This window comes from Rhodococcus sp. 1163, assembly GCF_002091985.1.
GTDB lineage: Bacteria > Actinomycetota > Actinomycetes > Mycobacteriales > Mycobacteriaceae > Rhodococcoides.
In genome coordinates, this window is record NZ_MKKX01000017.1 from 452635 (window position 1) to 472673 (window position 20039).

Here is a 20039-nt window from a genome sequence, read left to right on the forward strand (position 1 = left end):
GTGAATCCCATGCCGGTCACCGTTTCGCTTCCGCGGGAAGGTACTTGCGTTGCTTTGCCTCCACCTCGGGAAAGCCGATCAGGTTCACGAAGTCCTGATGCGAGAGCGCGTCGGCACTGACCGCAGCCGGTGCTTCACCCCGAGCCAGCCGGCGCAACGCTTCCTGCGCTGCTCCCGTTGCAGCCATCAGGACCTGTGTCGGCAGCAGTGCAAGACGTACCCCGATTCGATCGAGGACTTCGGGCGTGAAGTCCCGTTCGGTCCACGTCGACGCAGTCAGGGTCGCCATGAGCGGTACTCCGACTTCCTCGTGGCAGCGCTCCCATTCTTCGATGGTCTCGAACGTCTTGGTAACGGGCATGATCATGTCCGCACCTGCCTCTACATAAGCCTGTGCTCGACGGATGGCGTCGTCGCCACGTGAATCCGTCCGTGCGATGAGCAGCACGCCGTCGGGAATCGAGTCTCGGACGGCATGGATTTTTCCGGTGGCCTCGGCGACGTCGATCAGATCTACGGGCTCGCCGACGCAGATGGGGCATGATTTCGGGGAAACCTGATCCTCCATGAACATGCCCTGTACCCCGGCGTCGACGAATTTCGATGCCGTCCGGGCTGCGTTCACTGCGTTGCCATACCCGGTATCGATGTCTGCGACCAGGGGAAGCTTCGACGATTCGACGATGGTGCGCACGGCATTCAGGTTCTCGGTCATCGTGTAGAGCTCGGCGTCGGGCAGCCCGAGAGCTGCGGACACCGCGAATCCCGACGCACACAGAGCGCTGAATCCGGCCTGGTCGGCGAGTCGCGCAGTCAACCCGTCCCAGACGCCTGGGGCGTAGACGAGTCCGCGCGAAGTGAGTTCTTTGAGAGTTGGAGCCGATTCAGTCATGTCACCATCCGTTTCGTATTGCGGAATGCGTTCCGCAGATCACTCCACCGAAGCTAGAGTGGTCGGAGTCACATGTCAAGAGATCGGGCCTGCGCCATCTCTTCGTATGATGACCAGACCGACCACCCGCCGAAACGAAAGTGAGCACTTGTGGCTGCGCCTATCGAGTCCGAAGCACAAGTCGGCCGCGACATAGTCGGAGCCGTACTCAAGGCATGCAGCCTTCTGGAACACTTCGATGCCGCTCGGCCCGTCTGGACGCTCAACCAACTCACCTCCGCGAGCGGTATGAACAAGACGACCGTGCACCGCCTGATGACGACCCTCATCCACGCGGGCTGGGTCGATCGAACCGCCGAGGGCTCGTATCGGATTGCGATGCCGGTATTCGAGATCGGCTCCGCTGCACTGGTGAACCTCGATATTCGCACCGCTGCAAGGCCGTTCATGGTCGACCTGGCCGAGACATTCGGTGACACTGCCTATCTCATGGTCCCTGCTGAAGAGGGCGCAGTGTGTATCGACCGCCTGGAAGGAAACAATCCCCTCGTCGTCGCGGGGATCAACATCGGATCGGTGATGCCCTACCACGCCGCGGCAGGACCGATCGTCATGCTGGCGTTCTCGGATATGTTGCGTAGCAGATGGATCGAGCGCGGGTTGCCGTCCTTCACCGAACACACGTTGACCGATGCCGCCGCGCTCGGCGAGCACCTGGACTCGGTGCGGGCCGCTGGGTATTCCGTGAGCAACTCCGACTACCTCCAAGGCGTTGCGGCAGTGGCGGCACCCATCCTCGGCCGAGACGGTTCGGTGATCGCGTCGATCAGCATCGGCGGTCGAGTCGAAGCCTTCACCGGGACAGCTCTCGAAAAGAAGATAGAGCAAGTTTGCGATGCGGCCGCCCGGCTCACCAGGGTCGCCGAGGCCCTGCCTCAGTAGCACTCGTAACGGTCATTGAGTGGGCCGAACGGCCTCGCGGACCGCAACCATCACCCAACTCGACGGTGGAATCATTGCCGTCAGCACGCAGTAATCCACCAAGTCCCAACAAGCGAGATGCGAGCATTCCCGCGCCTCGACCGCGCAGAACCGATAGCTTCGTTGGCGTGCACACCTCCGAAGACCTTGTGGCAACGATCGATGCATCCCCCGCCGCGGTCGCTGTCCACGACCGCGAAGCCTGGGTGAACCTGTACGCACGCGGAGGAGTTGTCAACGATCCCGTTGGCTCTCGACCGCATCAGGGCAGGCAGGCGATAGAAAAGTTCTACGACACCTTCATCGCTCCCAACACGATCAACTTTCACGTCGAGAACGATGTGGTGGACGGAATGTCCGTCGTCCGGGATCTGTCACTCGAGACCATCATGTCCACCGGAGCGACATTGAACGTCCCGATGCATATTCGGTACGACATCGTCGACGAGGAAGGCGAACTGAAGATCGCACGCCTCGCTGCGCACTGGGAATTGGCATCGATGATCGGACAATTACTGCGTGCGGGGACCAAAGGCTTGGCTGCGTCGGCGAAGCTGACGCCTCAGCTGATCGGGAACCAAGGCATCGGTGGCGTAGTTGGTTTCATGGGCGGCCTGCGTGGCGTCGGGAGCAAAGGTAAGCGCGCGGCAACCGAAGCGCTGGAAGCGGTCTCACAGGGACACGGTGCGGCCGTACGAACGGGCGCAGGAGACGACGTCGCTGCGGGTTCACTGCGTGGAATGACATTCCGGAAGCTGATCGCCGCCGGCAATACCGTAAGCGCGACAGTCGAACACGAGTCTCGACGGGGCGTCGTCTTTGTCGAGTTCGGCGACAAGTCGTTGCACGTCGCTTCGATTACTGCGTTCGGACTTCGACCGAACTCGTGAGCAGGAAAGCCACCGATCGACGATGGGAACATATGTTCGAGTTCTTGTCGGTGGCTGGGGTTACTCTCATTACATGCTTTCGGGGGATGGTATTTCAGGAATAGCCGGGGTGGCAGCTGACGCTCGATTCACTGGTGGCAGTAAGTCTTCCGGTGGCAGTATGTCTTCCGGCGGCAGTGTGTCTTCCGATGGCAGCTGCGCTTCGGCAGAGCCCACGCCATCGTCGGCGTTGACGATCGAGGACATCGACCTCGCACACGCGATAGCGACAATCGAAGATCAAGTCTCGATGCTCCGACGCCTCGATACCGCCGGAGCATCGAATTCCGATCGACGAGCACTACTGGTCCGCACCGAAACAGTCCAACGCACCCTGTTCGCGCTCTCACACACCTGGATCGCCGACCTCATCGCCCAACACGGACTCGACCACATCTACGGATCCGTACCCGACACTCTCGCAATACTCCTGCGACTCTCCAGAAGACGCGCCAGCCAACGCATTCGCCACGCCGAACAGTACGGTCAACGCTCAGCTATCACCGGCGAGCGACTCGGCCCGATCCTCGCTACCACGGCCACCGCCGCCACAGAAGGCGCCCTCGACGAAGAACACCAACACATCATCACCAACTTTTTTCGCACCCTCAGTCCCGACATCGATCCCGAAACCCGCCACCACGCCGAGCAGCAACTCACCGAACTAGCCCGCCAACTCGGCCCCGACAACTTCAAAGTTGCCGCCAGAAGACTCTTCGACACGCTCGACCCCGACGGCACCAACGAAGACGAACAACAGATCGCCGAACAGTGCTACTTCCGCATCAAAGACCAAGGCCAACACGGACTCTCCAAAGGCACCTTCCTCATCGACGCCGAAACCCGCGCTTACCTGGAAGCAGCTTTCGCCAAATGGGCCAAACCAGGAATGTGCAATCCCTCCGATGCCACACCCACCACCGACAGCATTCACCACGACAGTGGAAGCAGCAGCAGCGGTGATCGTCGCAGCGAAAGTGGCGGCGGGAGTAGCGGCCGGAGTATCAGTGCGACAGGGGGTGCGAGTGGCAGTGCGAGTACCAAGGGGAGTGACAGTCCGAGTGGCAGCGGGAGTGGTAGTTCCGAGGCCAGCAGCACCGACACCGACACCGACACCGACGATCGCGCCAGACGGGACTGCCGCAGCCAAGGACGACGCCAACACGACGCACTGAAAACCATCGTCAGGCAAATGCTCGCCTCCGGCGACCTCGGCACCCATCGAGGGCTACCCGTCACCACCGTCATCACGATGAGCCTGTCCGACCTCGAATCGGCGACCGGCCACGCCGTCACTGCCACCGGGTCCCTCATCCGAATGCGCGACGCGATCCGGATGGCCTCCCACGCGCACCACTACCTCGTCCTCTTCGACGATCACGGACGATCCCTGCACCTTGGACGAACCAAACGAATCGCCACCGCTGATCAACGCATCGTCCTCATCGCCGCCGACCGCGGCTGCACCTTCCCTGGATGTACCAGACCCGCTACCTGGTCACAGGTCCACCACATCGACGAATGGGCCACCGGTGGCAACACCGATATCGACACCCTCACCTACGGCTGCGACATGCACCATCCACTCATCGGACCCGACGACACCGATTGGGCAACAACCAAAGCCGGACCCGATCACCCTTACCCCGGCCGCACTCTCTGGCATCCCCCGACCACACTCGACCCCAGCAGAAAAGGCCGCATCAACCACTACCATCACCCCAACGAATACATCTACCCGACAACCGAAACACACTCTCCCTCAATGCAACCCAGAATACCGAAGCCCGGTGCCCCCGATCCACACCCGCCACCCACCTGACACCACCGGGTAGCCGGCCACCAGTGACTTCCAGCGGCACAGAGCCCCACACGTGCCGCCGACAGTCATGCCACGAGCCAAGGCGTCCCGGACAGCTCCGCCCCTCGTCGCAGAGCACCACCTGTCCCGCCAACAGTCATGCCGCGCGCCGACAGCACCAGGCCCCCAGAACTCCGCACCGCCAGAACACTCCATTCCGCAGCCATCGCAGCCATAATCGATACCCATGCAGGCGGCAAGTCGGGCGGCGCTCCTCACGGTGCTGGTTTTCGCTGTCTCGGCTCTGCCGACGCCCCTTGCGCCCGGTGTGCGAGAGCCCCTCGTGGCTACCCCGGCACCTGTGCTCGCGGAGCCACCACCTGCGCCGCTGACGCTGAAGGAGTTGTCCGCTCGGGTGAATCCGACGGTCGTGACCATATCGGCGGAATTCAGCTTCTACGGCGTCGCAGGCACCGGGTTCGTCGTCGATTCGGACGGCCTCGTGCTCACCAACTTCCATGTAATCGAGGAAGCAACCGACGTCACTGCGGTACATATGGGCAGTGGCTTGATCTACGACGCGTCGGTGCTCGGTTACGACAAGACCCGTGATGTTGCGGTTCTCCGATTGGCTTCTGCGGTGGATCTTCCGGTGGCCCCGATCGGGAGGTCTGCAGACGTTGCCGTCGGCGACGGAGTTACCGCGGTAGGCAACGCGGACGGCGGGGGAGTCCTCGTCGCCGCGCCCGGACGCGTGGTTGCCCTGCAGGAATCCGTCATCGCCGAAAGCTCCGTCGATGGGTCGCGGAACGAACTGACAGACATGATTCGAATCGACGCCGACGTACGCGCGGGCGATTCGGGCGGCCCGCTCGTCGACGCGTGGGGCAATGTCATCGGCGTCGACGCGGCTGGCCTGTCCGAGAAGGCTCGGGCGGTATCTGCCCCCGAGGCGTATGCCATTCCCATCGATACCGCGATGGCCGTGCTCGCCCAGGTCCGTGACGGCCGATCCGGGGGCACTGTCCACGTTGGGCCGACCCCGTATCTGGGTATCGGCGTTCGCGATATCTCGGCATCGCGTGAGACGGGACCATCGCAGGGTGCCGCGGTCACGTCCGTTCGATACGATTCCCCAGCCGAACGGACCGGTTTGCTTCGCGGCGACGTGATCGTGTCGTTCGACGGGAGGCCGGTGCGTACGTCGAAGGATCTGATCGAAGAGATGGTCGAGAAGAGTCCGGGCGACGTCATCGAACTCGAGTGGGTCTCTGGGCAGGGAGTCCGTCAGCAGCAATCGGTGACCCTCGAACTGGGGACTCCGACTGCGTAGTCGCTCAGGCTTGCAACACGGACAGGACGTTTCCTGCGGGATCGGTGAACCACGCGATCAGCGGGCCGCCGTGTCTGAAGATTCCCCGCTCATCGGTCCCCATGTCGGGGTAGTGCTCGAACACCACACCTTTGGCGGTCAGGGCGTCGACGGCTGCTTCGATGTCTGCGACCGGGAAGTTCAGGATGGTGTAGGCCGCGGGCACATGATTCGGCCGGGGGTAGATCAACACTTCGTTTCTCTCGCTGAGCTGCAGGTTGATCAGGCCCATCTCACCATCGACGACGGTAAGTCCCAGGATGTCGGAGTAGAAGATGCGGGCGGCCTCGATGTCGTCGACAGCGAAGCCGGAGAAGGGCGCGCGGGTCAATTCGATAGTGGGCATACCTCATCGTGCCCCTGTCGAAGTCGGTACGGGGAGGTATCGAAGCCGTCGTTGCGCCTCCGAGCAGGTCACCGACGGGAGTACCGTTGAACGGGTGACTATCCGCCTCGGTTATCAGATGCCCAATTTCAGCTACTCAGGTTCCGTCGCAGAGCTGTTCCCGAAGGTCATCGCGCAAGCGCGCGAAGCCGAGGCAGCAGGATTCGACACCGCGTTCGTCATGGACCACTTTTATCAACTACCTGGAATCGGCAAGCCCGACGAGCCGATGCTCGAGGCGTACTCGGCCCTGTCGGCTCTGGCCACCGCTACCGAAACGATCCAGCTCTCGGCCCTCGTCACCGGAAACACGTACCGCAAACCGGCAATCTTGGCGAAGACCGTGACCACGCTCGACGTCGTGAGCGGAGGCCGCGCGATCCTGGGAATCGGAGCCGGCTGGTACGAGCTCGAACACCAGAGCTTCGGCCTGGAGTTCGGTACCTTCACCGATCGATTCGAGCGTCTCGACGAGGCACTGCAGATCATAGAGCCGATGCTCCGCGGGCAACGGCCGAGCTTCGACGGGTTGTGGTACCAGGTCGAGAACGCCATCAACGAGCCACGTATGCGCGACGATCTGCCCATCATGCTCGGTGGAGGCGGAGAAAAGAAGACCTTCGGTCTCGCTGCCCAGTTCGCCGATCACCTCAACATCATCTGCGACGCAAGCGAATTGCCCCGCAAGATGAAGGCAGTCGAAGCTCGGTGCGAAGAGGTAGACCGTGATCCGAAGGATCTCGAGACAAGTTTCTTGGCCTTCGTCATCCTCGACGAGGACGGTGACAAAGCGCGCAAGCTGCAGAGCGACTACTTGTTGTCGAACGGGGTCGACTTGTCCAACCTCTCCGACACCGACAAGGCGGCAGCAACCGACCGCCAGTTCTGCGGCACACCTGACGACGTCGCCGAACAGGTGCAGACGCGTGTACTCGATCAGGGTATCGACGGCATCATCATCAACCTGATCACCAACGGTCACGAGCCCGGCATCGTCGAACTCGCAGGTAAGACACTGCGCCCGCTCGTGTAGTTCGAACCGACTTCAGCTTTGGCACGGGGGAACGTTGCGTGGGATAGTTCCCCCGTGGCTCAGCTGACAATGAACGGGCACAGGGTGCTCGTTGCGAATCTCCTTCAGGGATCACCGCAGGGCGATTCGCTACGTGCGATGTCCGGTTCCATGATTGCGTACGAGGGTGACGTCGCCTTCAAGAGTGCAGGAATGGGCGGAGGCGGTGGACTACGCGCGGCTCTGAAGCAGAAAGCAACCGGTGAATCTCTTTCTCTCATGGAGGTTTCCGGCAAGGGCACGGTGTATTTCGCCGTCGACGCTCAGGACATCACTGTCGTCGAGATCGCGAACGACACCATGCACGTCGAGGCCTCCCAGCTGCTCGCGCTGACCGGGCAACTGAAGACCGAGGTCAAGTTCGCCGGCCTCCGCGGCGCATCCTCGGGCCAGGGCCTGTTCACGACCGTCGTCAGCGGTTCGGGTTCGGTGGCCTTACTCTCGGCAGGCGGACCCTTGATCGCGCTCGCCGTCGACCCGACGTACCCGCTCGTCGTCGATCCAGATTCCTTTGTGGCACATCGCGGTCAGCTGAACCAGAGTTTCGTCACCGACGTCACCTGGCGATCCGCCGTCGGTGGTGGGAGCGGTGAAGCCTTCTCGCTCCGTTTCGACGGCCAAGGCGTCGTCTACATCCAACCCGAGGAACGCTGACATGCCGCTCGAGCTCGTCAACAGCAAAGTCGTAAAATCCTCTCTCGCGGCCGGGCAGAACGTCTTGGCCCGTAAGGGTTCGATGCTGTATTACACCGGCGACGTCCACTTCATTCCACATTCGATGGGTGGGTATGCAGGCTCCATGCCCGGAGGCCGGTCGGGTTTTTCAGCGAGCGGCGTCGCGGGAATGGCGGGACGAATGATGTCGGGCGAGCATGTTGCCATGATGGCCGCCGAGGGCCAGGGGGAGGTGTTCTACGGCCACGCCGGCTTGTACGTGGAAGTGATTCACCTCGACGGGTCGTCGATGCTCACCGTCGAGGCCGACCGGCTGCTTGCGCAGGACGGCAATTTGTCGAGTTCCATTGTGTCCCTTGGCTCTCAGGGCGGTGCAGTGCGGGGCGCCGTCCGTGGTGCGATGACCGGGCAGGGCCTCTTCACGACGCAGCTGACCGGCATGGGCAGCGTCGCAGTTCTGTCACACGGTGGAGCGATTGCGCTGCAGGTCGGTCCGGAGCACCCTCAGGTCGTCGTGGATCCACAGGCTTATGTCTGCCACCTCGGCAACATCACCGTCGACATCTCGGCGAACGTCGGCTGGCGTGACGCGGTGGGGCGTGGCAGCGGCGAGGCCGTTCAGCTGAAGATGACCGGCATGGGCACCGTATGGGTCCAGGCCTCCGAGAAGAAGTTCTGAGGGCGAGTATGACGATCGAGATCCACACCCCCCATACGCTGCCCGTCGACGACAACATCCCCGGTAACGATTACGCCTTCTGCGTCGAACTCGCCGGCCAACCCTGGTTCACATCCAAGGGCGCGATGATTGCGTACTACGGCAATATTCGATTCGAGCCGCTCGGTCAGACGTCGATGCCTGCCATCGTCGCCGCTCGATTCTCCTCGCCGCTGTATTCCAACGACTGGGTGCTCGCGCAAGGACAAGGGAAGTTGATCCTCGGCGACCGTGGATTCAACATCAACAGCTACGATCTAGACGACGGCAACCTGACCATCCGAGCCTCGAACCTCCTGGCCTTCGAACCAACGCTCGATCTGAAGCAGTCGATCGTCCCCGGATTCCTGACGCTACTGGGCACGGGCAAGTTCCTGGCCTCGTCCAACGGGCCTGTCATGTTTGCCGAGCCACCGTTGCGCATCGACCCCGAAGCACTGGTCGGCTGGGCCGATTGTCCGTCGCCGTCGCACCACTTCGACGCAGGGTGGATGCAAAACTTTCTGGGTGCCGCGCATGGATACCTCGGGGCCAACACCGGCGAAGAGCGTCAGTTCGACTTCACCGGCACAGGAACGGTGCTCATTCAATCCAGTGAGAAGGTTCTGAACGACGGACACCTGCTGCGCCACATCGAGTCGCAGACCGTCTCGCTAGGGCAGAACAGCTTACGGACGCTGCACGGCACAATCGGTTCGCGACTGCAGCAGCACTGACTTGACTCGCAAGCGCATTATGGAGTGATGACAAACAACGGACCCTTCGGCGTCGACCCCGAGGACTTCGATCGCTTCGCCAAAGAAGCGAGCGACGGACTCCGCGACGTCGTCGATCAGGTAGGTAAAATTTTCGGGCAATCCGGCGCAGGCGGGTCTTGGGGCGCGTTCTTCGGAGAACCATCGGCACAGAGGAAGCCGGAGCCGGAGCCGGAGCCGGAGACCACCGGCGAGACCGGCGATGGTGTCTGGGCGATCTACACCGTCGACTCCGACGGCTCTGCGCACATCGACCAGCTGTATGCGACCGAACTGGATGCCCTACGCGCCCACAAGGACAATGTGGACCCGGCCAGACGCGTCCGCTTCCTGCCCTACGGCGTCAGCGTCAGCGTGCTGGAAGTCTAGATTCCACTGCATCGGCCGCGTGGGCAATTCCGCCGTGCGCTCGTACGTCGGCGCTGATATGTGCCAGTCTCGCGGCTAGTGCCGGTGAATTCGCGACGCCTTCGACGGCCTGAAGCAGCGAGTACGCCGTCACGTCTTCGTCGTCGAGACGAACGCCGACGCCCAGTTCCTCCAACATCGTCGCGTTGCCGAATTGATCGACTGCTTGCGGAATGGCGACGGTCGGTACTGCGAACCACAATGCCTCGGTGCAGCTGCCCATTCCTGCATGTGTGACGAAAGCAGAGGCGGCGGCAAGTACGGCGAGCTGCGGAACGTGCGGTCGGATCTCCATGTTCGACGGCACGGGACCCAGCTCACCGGCGTCGACGCGGTGGCCGATCGAGATGACCACATGCCATTCCGTTCCGGCGAAGGCTTCGATGCACGTTCGGTAGAAGTCGGGGCGCTCATTGAATCCTGTTCCGAACGACACCAGCAGGACCCTCGCACCGTCCGTCGGTGGTGCCCAGCACGAGTTCGTGAGGCGAGCGAGGTCCATACAAGGTCCGACGAACCGAACGGTCTCGGGTACCCGGTCGGCATTCGGTTGCATCACTCGCGGGACGAGGGAGAGAACATCATCGGGGTGCGAGATCCATTGCCATGGATCGGCGTCGACACCGTTTTCTCGCAGCCACGAGGAGTAGGCGCTGTAGTACCTTCTCCCACTTTCGGATTCACGAATCTGCACGAGCACCTCGCCCATGTCCTCCTCGTATCCGTCCCAGGCCACGTAGGTCGGCGAAAGTTGCACGGCCGGAACGCTGTAGCGCCTACCCAGAACGGGCGCCGCCAACCCGCCGATGTCGTAGAGCAGTAGATCCGGCCTGTTGTCGTCGTAGAAGTCGGTGAGGACACCGAACGCGTAGATGGCCTCGTCGAGAAATACCCGCATCGCCGACGCTGGGTCCTCAGGCCAATTCTCTTCCCCCTGAGGCAAGATCGAGGTGAAGGAAACAAGCTCGATCCCAGCGGGTTCGACGAGGTCGGCCACTGCGTCGCCGACGGCGTACGTGACTCGATGTCCCCGTCGCACGAGTTCGGACACGAGGCCGAGTGAGGGATAGATGTGGCTAGGGGCCGTGCAACCGATCATGCCGATGTGCATGGCTGTCACGATAGAACTGCAGTGCGCACGCACGCCAACGGTTTTCCTTCGGATGGTCATGTAGCCGAATCGGGCCACAATCAATCTCAGTGTTCGGCGTCGGCCCGCTCGCGTATCGTCCGCAGTGTGACTTTCCTGCAGCCGGTAACCCTGTCGAACGATGTAGTGACGCTCGAGCCACTGAGTCACGATCATCTCGAAGGACTGTGTGACGCCGCCCGTGACGGTGAGCTATGGAACCTCTGGTACACCTCGGTTCCGCACCCCGACGATATGGCCGCCGAGATCGATCGACGATTGGGCTTGCAGCAGACAGGGTCGATGTTGCCGTTCACGCTGCGACAAAACGACACTGGCCAGATCCTCGGGATGACGACGTACGCGAATGCAGATGTGGCGCACCGACGGGTAGAGATCGGGTACACCTGGAACGCTTCATCTGCGCACCGGAGCGGGACCAATGCGGCGAGCAAGCTTTTGCTTCTCAGCCACGCGTTCGACGAATTGGATTGCATTGCAGTCGAATTTCGGACGCACTGGATGAATCTTCAGTCACGAGCGGCGATTGCGCGACTCGGGGCCAAACAGGATGGGGTTCTTCGCAACCACACCCGCATGCCCGATGGGTCGCTGCGTGACACCGTGGTGTCCTCGATCATCGAGTCGGAGTGGCCCGCGGTAAGAAACGAACTCGACCGCCGGATCACGCACCATCGCGGCCCCGCGCGGTAGGTTTGCCAATAGCGTCGGCCGGCGCGCACGGGTTCGATCGAAGGTACTGATAGCAGCATGCGGGTTGACGGGCGCGACATACCGGTGACGGGCAGCCTGCTGCAACCGCTGGTACGACGCACCAGTGACATCATGCGAGTCGTTCTGGCGCTGCTCCTGCTGTCCACGGTCATCGCCGGTTCGCTCATCACTCGAAATCAATGGGACGCGCTGGAGAACTCGGTCTCGAACATCGTCGGGGTGCTCAGTCCGGACAAGTCGAATCTGGTGTACGTGCTGTACGGCGTGGCGATCCTGGCGCTGCCCTTCGGAATTCTGATCGGACTGATCGCCGGCCGGGAATGGAAGCTACTGGCCGGGTACGGCGCGGCTGGGTTGCTCGCCGGTCTGGCGTTGTCGATCACCGGTAGCGGAATCTCGACGCCCGCCTGGCACCTCGAAGTCCCCGATCAGCTCGACACCTTTCTTTCCCAGTTCCTGGACGATCCACGCTGGATCGGCATGCTCGCCGCGGTGCTCACCGTGTCCGGGCCGTGGCTACCGCAGCGCTGGCGGCGAGTCTGGTGGTTCCTGCTCCTGGCGTTCGTTCCGATCCACCTGTTCGTCAGCACTGTCGTGCCTGCCCGCTCGCTGCTCGGCCTGTCGGTGGGCTGGCTCATCGGCGCATTGATCGTCCTGGTCGTCGGCACACCAGCCCTCGAAGTGCCGCTCGACGACGCGGTACGTCTGCTGTCCAAGCGCGGGCACATCGTCGACTCCCTACGCGTGGTGAAACCTGCAGGCCCGGGACCCCTCGTGCTGGCGGCGTCGACGGAGGGTGCAGAACCAGATCTGATCGTCGAAATGTACGGCCAGAATCAGCGCAGTGGAGGTGCGTTGCGCCAACTGTGGAGGTGGTTGTCCTTCCGGAGCGCAGAGTTCGTTCCATTGCATGGCTCACTGCACCGAGCCGTCGAGCACCGGGCGTTGATGGGCATTGCGATCGGGAACCTGTCCATCGCGAGCAGCCGCCCGCTTGCGGCGTCGGCGCTCGAACGTGGGTGGGCAATGTATGCGCATACCGCGCCCATCGGAAGTCCCGTCGACGACACCTCCCCGGACGCCCTGGTCACGAGCATCTGGAAGGGACTGCAGACTCTGCACGGGTTCCAGATCTCCCATGGCGACCTGCGCACCGCGGAGATCAGAAACGACGACGGTAAGGCACTCTTCGGTGGATTCGCGAACGCCGAACTAGGCGCAACCGACGCGCAGATGCAGTCCGACATTGCGCAGCTGCTGATCACCACTGCTGCGCTGTTCGGTAAGGAACACGCCGTGCGCAGTGCCATCGAGGCCCTCGACGCAGACACTGTTCTCGCGGCATCGGGCCGGCTGACGAAATCGGCGGTACCCAAACGCGTCCGCACATCGGTTCCCGACGGCAACGAGGTCATGAAGGCCGTACGTGACGAGGTGGCGAAACAGACGGGTGCCGACAAGATCAAGGCCGAGCAGGTCACCCGCTTCTCGCGGAGTCAGATCATTCAGCTCGTCCTGCTGATCGGCCTCGTCTACGTCGCCTACCCGTTCATCAGTGCGGTGCCCACATTCCTGACAGAGCTGCAGTCGGTGAACTGGTGGTGGGCGCTACTCGGACTCGTCGTGTCGGCGCTGACCTACGTCGGCGCTGCCGCAGCATTGTGGGCATGCGCTTCGGGCATGGTGAGTTTCCGCAACCTGACGATCATGCAGCTAGCCAATACGTTTGCGGCAACGACGACCCCTGCAGGCGTCGGCGGCCTCGCACTGAGCGTGCGGTTCCTGCAGAAGGGTGGCCTCGGCGCCGTTCGAGCGACGGCCGCAGTTGCTCTGCAACAGTCCGTTCAGGTGATCACCCACGTGGGATTGTTGATCCTCTTCACCTTCGCTGCCGGCACGTCGGCGGATCTGTCGCATTTCGTGCCCGACCCGACTGTTCTCTACCTCATCGCCGGTGTTGCCCTCGGCGCCGTGGGCACCTTGCTGTTCGTACCGAAACTGCGCCGCTGGCTGCGGAACGACGTGCGCCCCCAACTCAAAGAGCTGTTCGGCGAACTCGGCGAACTCGCGCGTGATCCGAAACGTTTCTCGATCATCGTACTCGGCTGCGCTGCAACTACTCTCGGGGCTGCGCTGGCGCTCTGGGCGAGCATCGAGGCATTCGGGGGTGGGACCACGTTCATCACGGTCACCGTCGTCACCATGATCGGCGGAACGTTGGCGTCAGCGGCCCCGACGCCAGGCGGGGTCGGAGCCGTCGAAGCAGCCCTGATCGGTGGCCTCGCGGCATTCGGCCTCCCCGCCAGCATCGCCGTTCCATCCGTGCTGCTCTACCGGGTGCTCACCTGTTGGTTACCGGTGTTCTGCGGTTGGCCGACGCTGCGATGGCTGACCGAAAAGGACATGGTCTGATACGACGCCTCATACTCAGCGTCTCGGCAGTCACTCACATTGCATTGCCCGAGTAAAACGCATCGTGCATACACATTCGTCGGTCGTAACCGGCAGCTGGATCCGGTTTCGGCCGTCGAACCGCCCGCTCACTGGTACCGTTCCGTGACAGGGTCGGGGACCTGAGAATACGAACGATCGGCCGTTACATGGACAAGAAAGTTCTCGAGTACCGGCAGGTCCCGCATGAAAGGCTGTCGATCGGTGACCGGCAAGCTCGCGTTCCACGAAGAGTCCTCTGACTCCTGGGCTTCCCGCGCAGTAAATATCAACCCAGTGGATACCAACCCAGTGGCCTCTCGCGCGCTCGAACCTCGGGCCCCGAAAACGGCCGACTACTCCTTTCGAGTTCGCCCACCGAACAGTGAGCGATGGGCCAAGGTCCTCATCGGTTCACTGACCTTGTCGTTCGGACTGGCCGGAATTCTGCTGGTCCCATCCGGGCAATTGGCCTTCCCCGCGGCAATCCTCCTATTCGTCGCCTCTGCGAGTACAATCCCCGTCGCACTCCGCTGGTTTCTCGGAGCGTGGCCCAGTCCGACTCTGATCAAAGCGTTCATCATCTGGGCCGACCTCGGGATCCTGGCGGTAATGCTGCTACCAAACTCGCCGATGCTCGCGATGTCGAGTTCGGCAATGTTCGCCATCGTCGCCCTTTTTGCCATCATCGGGACTTCGTCCAGGGTGCTCGGCATCCATCTCGCGTGTGCTGTCACAGCACTGTTGCTCACGGCTGGAATGTCGATACTCGACGGGGCAGACCCTTGGACAGTTTCCTCGCGCGCCGTCACCGTCGCATCGATGTTCGTGATGCCGTTCGCTCTTCGTCCTTACATCCGCTATCTCCGCGAACGCGCCGACGGAGCGTTGCGGGATCCGCTGACCGGGCTGTGGAACCGTCGGGGACTCTTCCATGCGGTGGGATACCTCAATACCCTCAACGCCTCGCCGATCCACGAGACGCGCTACATCGGCGTAGTCGTGATCGACATCGACAGGTTCAAGGCCATCAATGCACGATTCGGGCACCCCTCGGGCGATGCGGTGTTGACGGAGGTTGCTGGCCGGTTGCTGCACGCTGCGTCCGTCGATGCGGTGGTGTCACGGTTGGGCGGCGACCAGTTCGTATGTGTACACATCGGCAGCCGCAACAAGGTCGACGACGCCGAGACGCGGATCCGCGCGGAACTCGAAGAATCTTTCAGCGGGCCGCCGTTCACCACCAGTATCGGGTCGGCCGGCGACCGCCTGATCTGCGGAGACAGCACGGACGCACCCATGCGGCGGTTGATTGCACTGGCCGATATCGAGATGTACCGCGAGAAAGCAGATCCGGCCGCGGCGGCGAACGATCTTTGCTTGGATCCTCTCGGTATACGGGATCGAATCGAGGCGCTCATCGACTCCGGTGGACCCTCGATCGTGTTCCAGCCGATCTGCGACACCGTTACCCGAGCCGTGGTCGGGTACGAGGCACTTTGCCGCTTCCCGTTCGGTCACGGTTCGCCGTACATCTGGTTTCGCGACGCGACATGTGCCGGTGTCGGTCCACGTCTCGAACTCGCCGCGATCGATACGGCGCTACGCGCCATGGCAGGCCTTCCTGCCGATGCTTTCGTCTCGGTCAACGCCTCGGCCGCAACCATCAGGACGACCGACATGCTGGCCCGCCTGCGGCCGCACATAGGCACGCGCACAATATATTTGGAAATAACAGAGCATGAACGGGTCGACGACTACCGCGCTGTGGCTCGATCCGTCGAAGACCTCAGAGCCGCCGGCGTCAAAATATCCGTCGACGATGTCGGAGCAGGATTCGCCGGACTCCGCCAAGTCGTGGAACTGAAACCCGACACGCTGAAATTGGACTATTCACTCGTCCACGGCGTGGACCTGGATCCGACCCGCAGGGCGGCCGTGGCGTCGCTCACCGCGTTCGCGCGGGAAGTCGGCGCGACCCTGATCATGGAGGGTGTCGAGACCGACGGCGAACTGCGGGTCGCCGTCGAACTCGGCATCGACATGGTGCAGGGCTATCTCACCGGCCGACCGGCATCGGTCGAACCAGCCTGACGTAGGTGACTTTCTAGACTGCGTCGGTGATCGTGTATTTCGTCAAACTCGGCGCTCCGGCGAGGAGTGGCGCCAGGTCAGCGATCTTTCCGGGACCGGCACGGAAATCGCGGTACTTCGCGTCTGCTTCGGCGGAATCCCAGCGCTCGTGTGCGATCCAGTGCGTCGGGTCGGCTTCGTCGACGAGAACGTCGACTCCTAGGCACCCCTCGAATGCCCTCGTCTCGGCGAGCACACGGGCGAGAACGACTTTGGCGTCGTCGAGTGCTTCGGGCTTGAACTTCAGATCGAGCAGGGCGATGAGCGCCATTCGGTTCTCCCAAATCGACAGTGAAAACGTACGAGCTTCGAACTACTTCTCCAGCCTACCGATCGCTCATACGACGTCCCGTAGGACTTTCGCGTCGCCGCTGAAACTCCGCACCCTCTCATCGAGCCATACCTGCGCAGGCACTCCTCCGCCGAGCAGTTCACGAGCCAACGCCGGGTCCTCGCCGATCGGTGTGTCGCTCCCGGCGATGACGACGTTCCCGTAACGGCGCCCCTTCAACATCGCCGGATCCGCGATGATCACCGTGTGCGGAAAGACCTGTCCGATAGTGGCAGCCTCTCGACGGGTTCTCGTCAGGTCACGGGTGTCGCCGCAGTTGACGACGTAGATCCCGCACGGGGCGAGTACGCGTCGCACCTGCTCGGTGAATTCCAGAGTCAACAGCGGTTCCGGAGTGGCACTTCCGGCAAAAACGTCGCGGACGATCACATCTCGACTGTCCTCGGACAGCGTCTCGGTCACCGCACGGGCCTCACCGACTCTGATACGCAGCATCGGTGCGCGGGGGAGGTCGAACCATTCGCGTACCAACTCGGCCAGCTTGCCGTCCAGCTCGACGACAACCTGTCTTGCATCGGGATACTCCGCAGCGAAATAGCGTGCGAGAGTGCAGGCGCCACCACCGAGATGCAAAGTGCGCAGCTTGGAGCTCGAAAATGTATGGTAACGAACAAGTCCCGCCATCCAACGCATGTACTCGAAGTCCAGCTGTGACGGGTCGGCCATATCGATGTGTGAACTCGGCACACCGTTGACATGGACCGTCCAGCCGTCCGCGGTCAGCGTGTCGCGTACCAGTTCGCAAGTGCCGGTGTCGATGTCGTAGACCCCAGCCTTGGGCCCTGTCTGTTTTTCCGGCCGTGCCTTCTTATTGGCCATGCCCTGCCTTCTTCTCGAAAATACTGCGTGCGGTCACGTCGGACGCCACGCGTACCGCCCTGTCATGGATGCCGTCGATGTCACCGGAGAATCCGAGAACTCGGACCGCGGCGGTGGCAATGAGCGGAGCGTGATGCAGGCCCGCCGAGCCTCGACCGTTTTCTGTATCGGCCCGGCCGTTCACTATCGTCTCGACAAGTCGAAACGGTAACTCTTCGGTGCCGGCGGACACGTCGGACCCGAGCTCTTGCACGACCCCACCAGCGATGGTGGCATACAGATTCATCAGCGTGAAGCGGCTTTCTCTGAACGAGCCGAACCGATCGGTCCGGAGCTCGGGCAACAGATAGAGCGCACCGAGGTTCCAACGGGAACGGCTGAGCTGATCGGCATCGAACCAGGCCATCGCGTACATCTTCACTACCGCCGACTCCTCGACACCCTGAATGCCCTGCCCGACGGCGAGTGGCTCGTCGACAGTCCCGCTGAGCAGCGAATCGAGGATGTCGTCCTTGTTCGAGAAGTGGTGATAGAGCGAGGCCTGCCGCAGGCCAACGGCGTCGGCGATCATGCGTGTCGAGGTGTTGGTGTACCCACGGGTGGTGAAGAGTTCGGCGGACGCGTCGAGTATTTCTTCACGTGCGGTGTCACCCGGACGTTTCTTGGTGGCAAGCCTCGGCCTCCCGGCACCGGTAACGGACATTGGTCCATCCTGTCAGCAATCCGCGCCCGTGAGATTCCTGTCATCTGATCGAAATAGACGAAACAAGCTCGTTTCACGACGGTCACCAGCCGGGCACAACGGCGCGGAAAACTATCAACTGACAGAAACCGCACCGGCAACCCCGCACCTGTCGAAGCAGACGGGCGGTCCTTCTCACCTCTTGTACGGAGACAAAGACATGAGCTCGACTACTCTGCCCTCGCCCGGGGAAAAGGCACCGTCGTTCGGCACTGACCACTTGGACCTCGCCGAACTCGGGTACGACCAGCAACTGCATCGCAGTCTCGGCAAGTACGCGTCGTTCGCCGCCGGTTTCTCGTTCGTATCGATCCTGACCACAATCTTCCAGCTCTTCGGTCTCGGCTTCAGTTTCGGCGGCCCGGCGTTCTTCTTCACCTGGCCGCTGGTGTTTCTGGGTCAGTTCATGGTGGCACTCAATTTCGCCGAACTTGCAGCGCGATATCCCATTTCAGGTGCCATCTACCAATGGTCCAGGCGCATGGGCGGTGAAATCATCGGTTGGTTCGCCGGATGGTTCATGATCATCGCGCAGATCGTCACGGCATCGGCCGCCGCAATTGCGCTGCAGGTCGTCCTGCCCAGCATCTGGAGCGGACTCCAGTTCGTCGGGGAAGACACCGCACTGACCTCGGCCGACGGCGCCGCCAACGCCGTCATTCTCGGCTCTATCCTCCTGGTACTCACCACCACGATCAACTGCATCGGCGTCAATTGGATGTCGCGGATCAACAGCATCGGTGTCACCTGCGAGATCGTCGGCGTCATCGCCCTCGTTCTCGTCTTCTTCACGCACGCCGAACGCGGACCTCAGGTCGTCTTCGACACCGGCGCACCCGGTGCCGATCCCGGATACATCTGGGCCTGGATCGTCTCCGGGCTCATGGCTGCATACGTCATGGTCGGCTTCGGCTCGGCCGGCGAACTTGCCGAAGAGACACACAATCCACGACGCGTGGCGCCTCGCACGATCCGGCTCGCACTCTCCGCATCTGCTCTCGGCGGAGGCCTGATGATCGTCGGCGCCTTGATGGCCGCGCCTTCTCTCACCGACGGCAACCTTGCGACGCAGGGACTTCCGTACGTCATCGACTCCATCCTCAGCTCCCCGTGGGGCACGGTACTGCTGATCGACGTCGCCATCGCCGTCTTCATCTGCACCCTCGCGATCCAGACAGCGGCATCGCGGTTGATGTTCTCGATGGCTCGCGACGGCCGCCTACCCGCGTCGACGATTCTCTCGAAAGTCAACTCCCGCACCGGCACCCCGATCGCACCGTCGGTCCTGATCGGATTCGTCTGTGTGGCAATCCTTGCCGTCAACGTAGGGAACTCGGCGATCTTCACCACCTTGTCGAGCGTCTGCATCGTCCTGATCTACCTGGCCTACTTGATGGTGACCGTGCCACTGCTGGTCCAACGCCTCAAAGGATGGCCGCACGGTGGTCGGCAGGCAACGCCCATCTCGGCAGAGGAGAAGCTCTTCACCCTCGGTAAGTTCGGCATCCCGGTGAATATCGCCGCCGTACTCTACGGCGGGCTGATGGTGATCAATCTTTCCTGGCCACGCGCCGAGATCTTCAACCCCACCGGCGAATTCCCGCTTCTGCAGTGGGCAGCACCACTCACGGTGATCGCGGTAGTGCTGGCCGGAATCGCCTGCCTGCCGCGCGGCAGAACACACCCCAAGCCAGTCACGATCGGAGCCTGA

Annotated in this window: 19 protein-coding genes; 13 read left to right on the forward strand and 6 right to left on the reverse strand. The window is 62.2% G+C overall.

Going from position 1 to position 20039, the window contains the following annotated elements; translation table 11 throughout:
• Positions 1-16: 16 nt before the first annotated feature.
• Positions 17-892: an oxaloacetate decarboxylase gene (locus BJD99_RS05655; RefSeq protein WP_084345780.1), complete on the reverse strand. Its 876-nt coding sequence runs from the start codon at positions 890-892 to the stop codon at positions 17-19.
• Between the two features lie 150 nt (positions 893-1042).
• On the opposite strand from BJD99_RS05655, the gene BJD99_RS05660 reads away from it, so the two are divergent.
• The 4 genes from BJD99_RS05660 (at position 1043) to BJD99_RS05675 (ending at position 5936) form a co-directional block, all read left to right on the forward strand.
• Positions 1043-1834: an IclR family transcriptional regulator gene (locus tag BJD99_RS05660; protein WP_084345781.1), complete on the forward strand. Its 792-nt coding sequence runs from the start codon at positions 1043-1045 to the stop codon at positions 1832-1834.
• A 167-nt stretch (positions 1835-2001) separates the two neighbouring features.
• The gene (locus BJD99_RS05665; protein ID WP_084345782.1) at positions 2002-2763 is read left to right on the forward strand and encodes a nuclear transport factor 2 family protein; all 762 of its coding nucleotides are present in this window, start codon (positions 2002-2004) and stop codon (positions 2761-2763) included.
• Positions 2764-2836: 73 nt separating this feature from the next.
• Positions 2837-4624, forward strand: coding sequence for an HNH endonuclease signature motif containing protein (locus tag BJD99_RS05670; RefSeq protein ID WP_084345783.1), 1788 nt, complete (start codon positions 2837-2839; stop codon positions 4622-4624).
• Positions 4625-4850: 226 nt separating this feature from the next.
• Positions 4851-5936, forward strand: a complete 1086-nt coding sequence (locus BJD99_RS05675; protein ID WP_084345784.1) for a S1C family serine protease — start codon at positions 4851-4853, stop codon at positions 5934-5936.
• Between the two features lie 4 nt (positions 5937-5940).
• On the opposite strand, the gene BJD99_RS05680 is transcribed toward BJD99_RS05675, so the two are convergent.
• Positions 5941-6321 (reverse strand): VOC family protein, encoded by a 381-nt coding sequence (locus BJD99_RS05680; protein ID WP_084345785.1) that lies wholly within the window; start codon positions 6319-6321, stop codon positions 5941-5943.
• Positions 6322-6415: 94 nt separating this feature from the next.
• Here BJD99_RS05680 and BJD99_RS05685 point away from each other — a divergent pair, with 94 nt between their 5' ends.
• The 5 genes from BJD99_RS05685 (at position 6416) to BJD99_RS05705 (ending at position 9949) form a co-directional block, all read left to right on the forward strand.
• Positions 6416-7393 (forward strand): LLM class F420-dependent oxidoreductase, encoded by a 978-nt coding sequence (locus BJD99_RS05685; protein WP_179142193.1) that lies wholly within the window; start codon positions 6416-6418, stop codon positions 7391-7393.
• 69 nt (positions 7394-7462) lie between these two features.
• On the forward strand, positions 7463-8086 hold the full coding sequence (locus BJD99_RS05690) for an AIM24 family protein (RefSeq protein ID WP_084345786.1): 624 nt from the start codon (positions 7463-7465) through the stop codon (positions 8084-8086).
• Between the two features lies 1 nt (position 8087).
• Entirely contained in the window at positions 8088-8786 is a 699-nt protein-coding gene (locus BJD99_RS05695) for an AIM24 family protein (protein ID WP_084345787.1), read from the forward strand.
• A gap of 8 nt (positions 8787-8794) precedes the next feature.
• Positions 8795-9541 (forward strand): AIM24 family protein, encoded by a 747-nt coding sequence (locus BJD99_RS05700; RefSeq protein ID WP_084345788.1) that lies wholly within the window; start codon positions 8795-8797, stop codon positions 9539-9541.
• Between the two features lie 27 nt (positions 9542-9568).
• On the forward strand, positions 9569-9949 hold the full coding sequence (locus BJD99_RS05705) for a hypothetical protein (protein ID WP_084345789.1): 381 nt from the start codon (positions 9569-9571) through the stop codon (positions 9947-9949).
• On the opposite strand, the gene BJD99_RS05710 is transcribed toward BJD99_RS05705, so the two are convergent.
• Entirely contained in the window at positions 9930-11099 is a 1170-nt protein-coding gene (locus tag BJD99_RS05710) for a macrolide family glycosyltransferase (RefSeq protein ID WP_084345939.1), read from the reverse strand. The genes BJD99_RS05705 and BJD99_RS05710 overlap by 20 nt on opposite strands.
• Before the next feature lie 126 nt (positions 11100-11225).
• On the opposite strand from BJD99_RS05710, the gene BJD99_RS05715 reads away from it, so the two are divergent.
• The 3 genes from BJD99_RS05715 to BJD99_RS05725 all read left to right on the forward strand — a co-directional run bounded on the left by BJD99_RS05715 (position 11226) and on the right by BJD99_RS05725 (position 16376).
• Positions 11226-11831 (forward strand): GNAT family N-acetyltransferase, encoded by a 606-nt coding sequence (locus BJD99_RS05715; protein ID WP_084345790.1) that lies wholly within the window; start codon positions 11226-11228, stop codon positions 11829-11831.
• A gap of 57 nt (positions 11832-11888) precedes the next feature.
• A complete protein-coding gene (locus BJD99_RS05720) occupies positions 11889-14264 on the forward strand; it encodes a lysylphosphatidylglycerol synthase transmembrane domain-containing protein (protein ID WP_084345791.1) in 2376 nt (791 codons plus the stop codon).
• A gap of 243 nt (positions 14265-14507) precedes the next feature.
• Positions 14508-16376, forward strand: coding sequence for an EAL domain-containing protein (locus BJD99_RS05725; RefSeq protein ID WP_256895504.1), 1869 nt, complete (start codon positions 14508-14510; stop codon positions 16374-16376).
• 13 nt (positions 16377-16389) lie between these two features.
• Here the strand turns inward: BJD99_RS05725 and BJD99_RS05730 are convergent, their stop codons facing one another.
• The 3 genes from BJD99_RS05730 to BJD99_RS05740 all read right to left on the reverse strand — a co-directional run bounded on the left by BJD99_RS05730 (position 16390) and on the right by BJD99_RS05740 (position 18289).
• The gene (locus BJD99_RS05730) at positions 16390-16686 is read right to left on the reverse strand and encodes a putative quinol monooxygenase (RefSeq protein ID WP_084345793.1); all 297 of its coding nucleotides are present in this window, start codon (positions 16684-16686) and stop codon (positions 16390-16392) included.
• 66 nt (positions 16687-16752) lie between these two features.
• A complete protein-coding gene (locus BJD99_RS05735; protein ID WP_084345794.1) occupies positions 16753-17586 on the reverse strand; it encodes a spermidine synthase in 834 nt (277 codons plus the stop codon).
• The gene (locus BJD99_RS05740; RefSeq protein ID WP_084345795.1) at positions 17576-18289 is read right to left on the reverse strand and encodes a TetR/AcrR family transcriptional regulator; all 714 of its coding nucleotides are present in this window, start codon (positions 18287-18289) and stop codon (positions 17576-17578) included. The genes BJD99_RS05735 and BJD99_RS05740 overlap by 11 nt, the downstream gene beginning before the upstream one ends.
• A gap of 199 nt (positions 18290-18488) precedes the next feature.
• Between BJD99_RS05740 and BJD99_RS05745 the strand changes: the two genes are divergently transcribed.
• Positions 18489-20039, forward strand: coding sequence for an amino acid permease (locus BJD99_RS05745; protein WP_084345940.1), 1551 nt, complete (start codon positions 18489-18491; stop codon positions 20037-20039).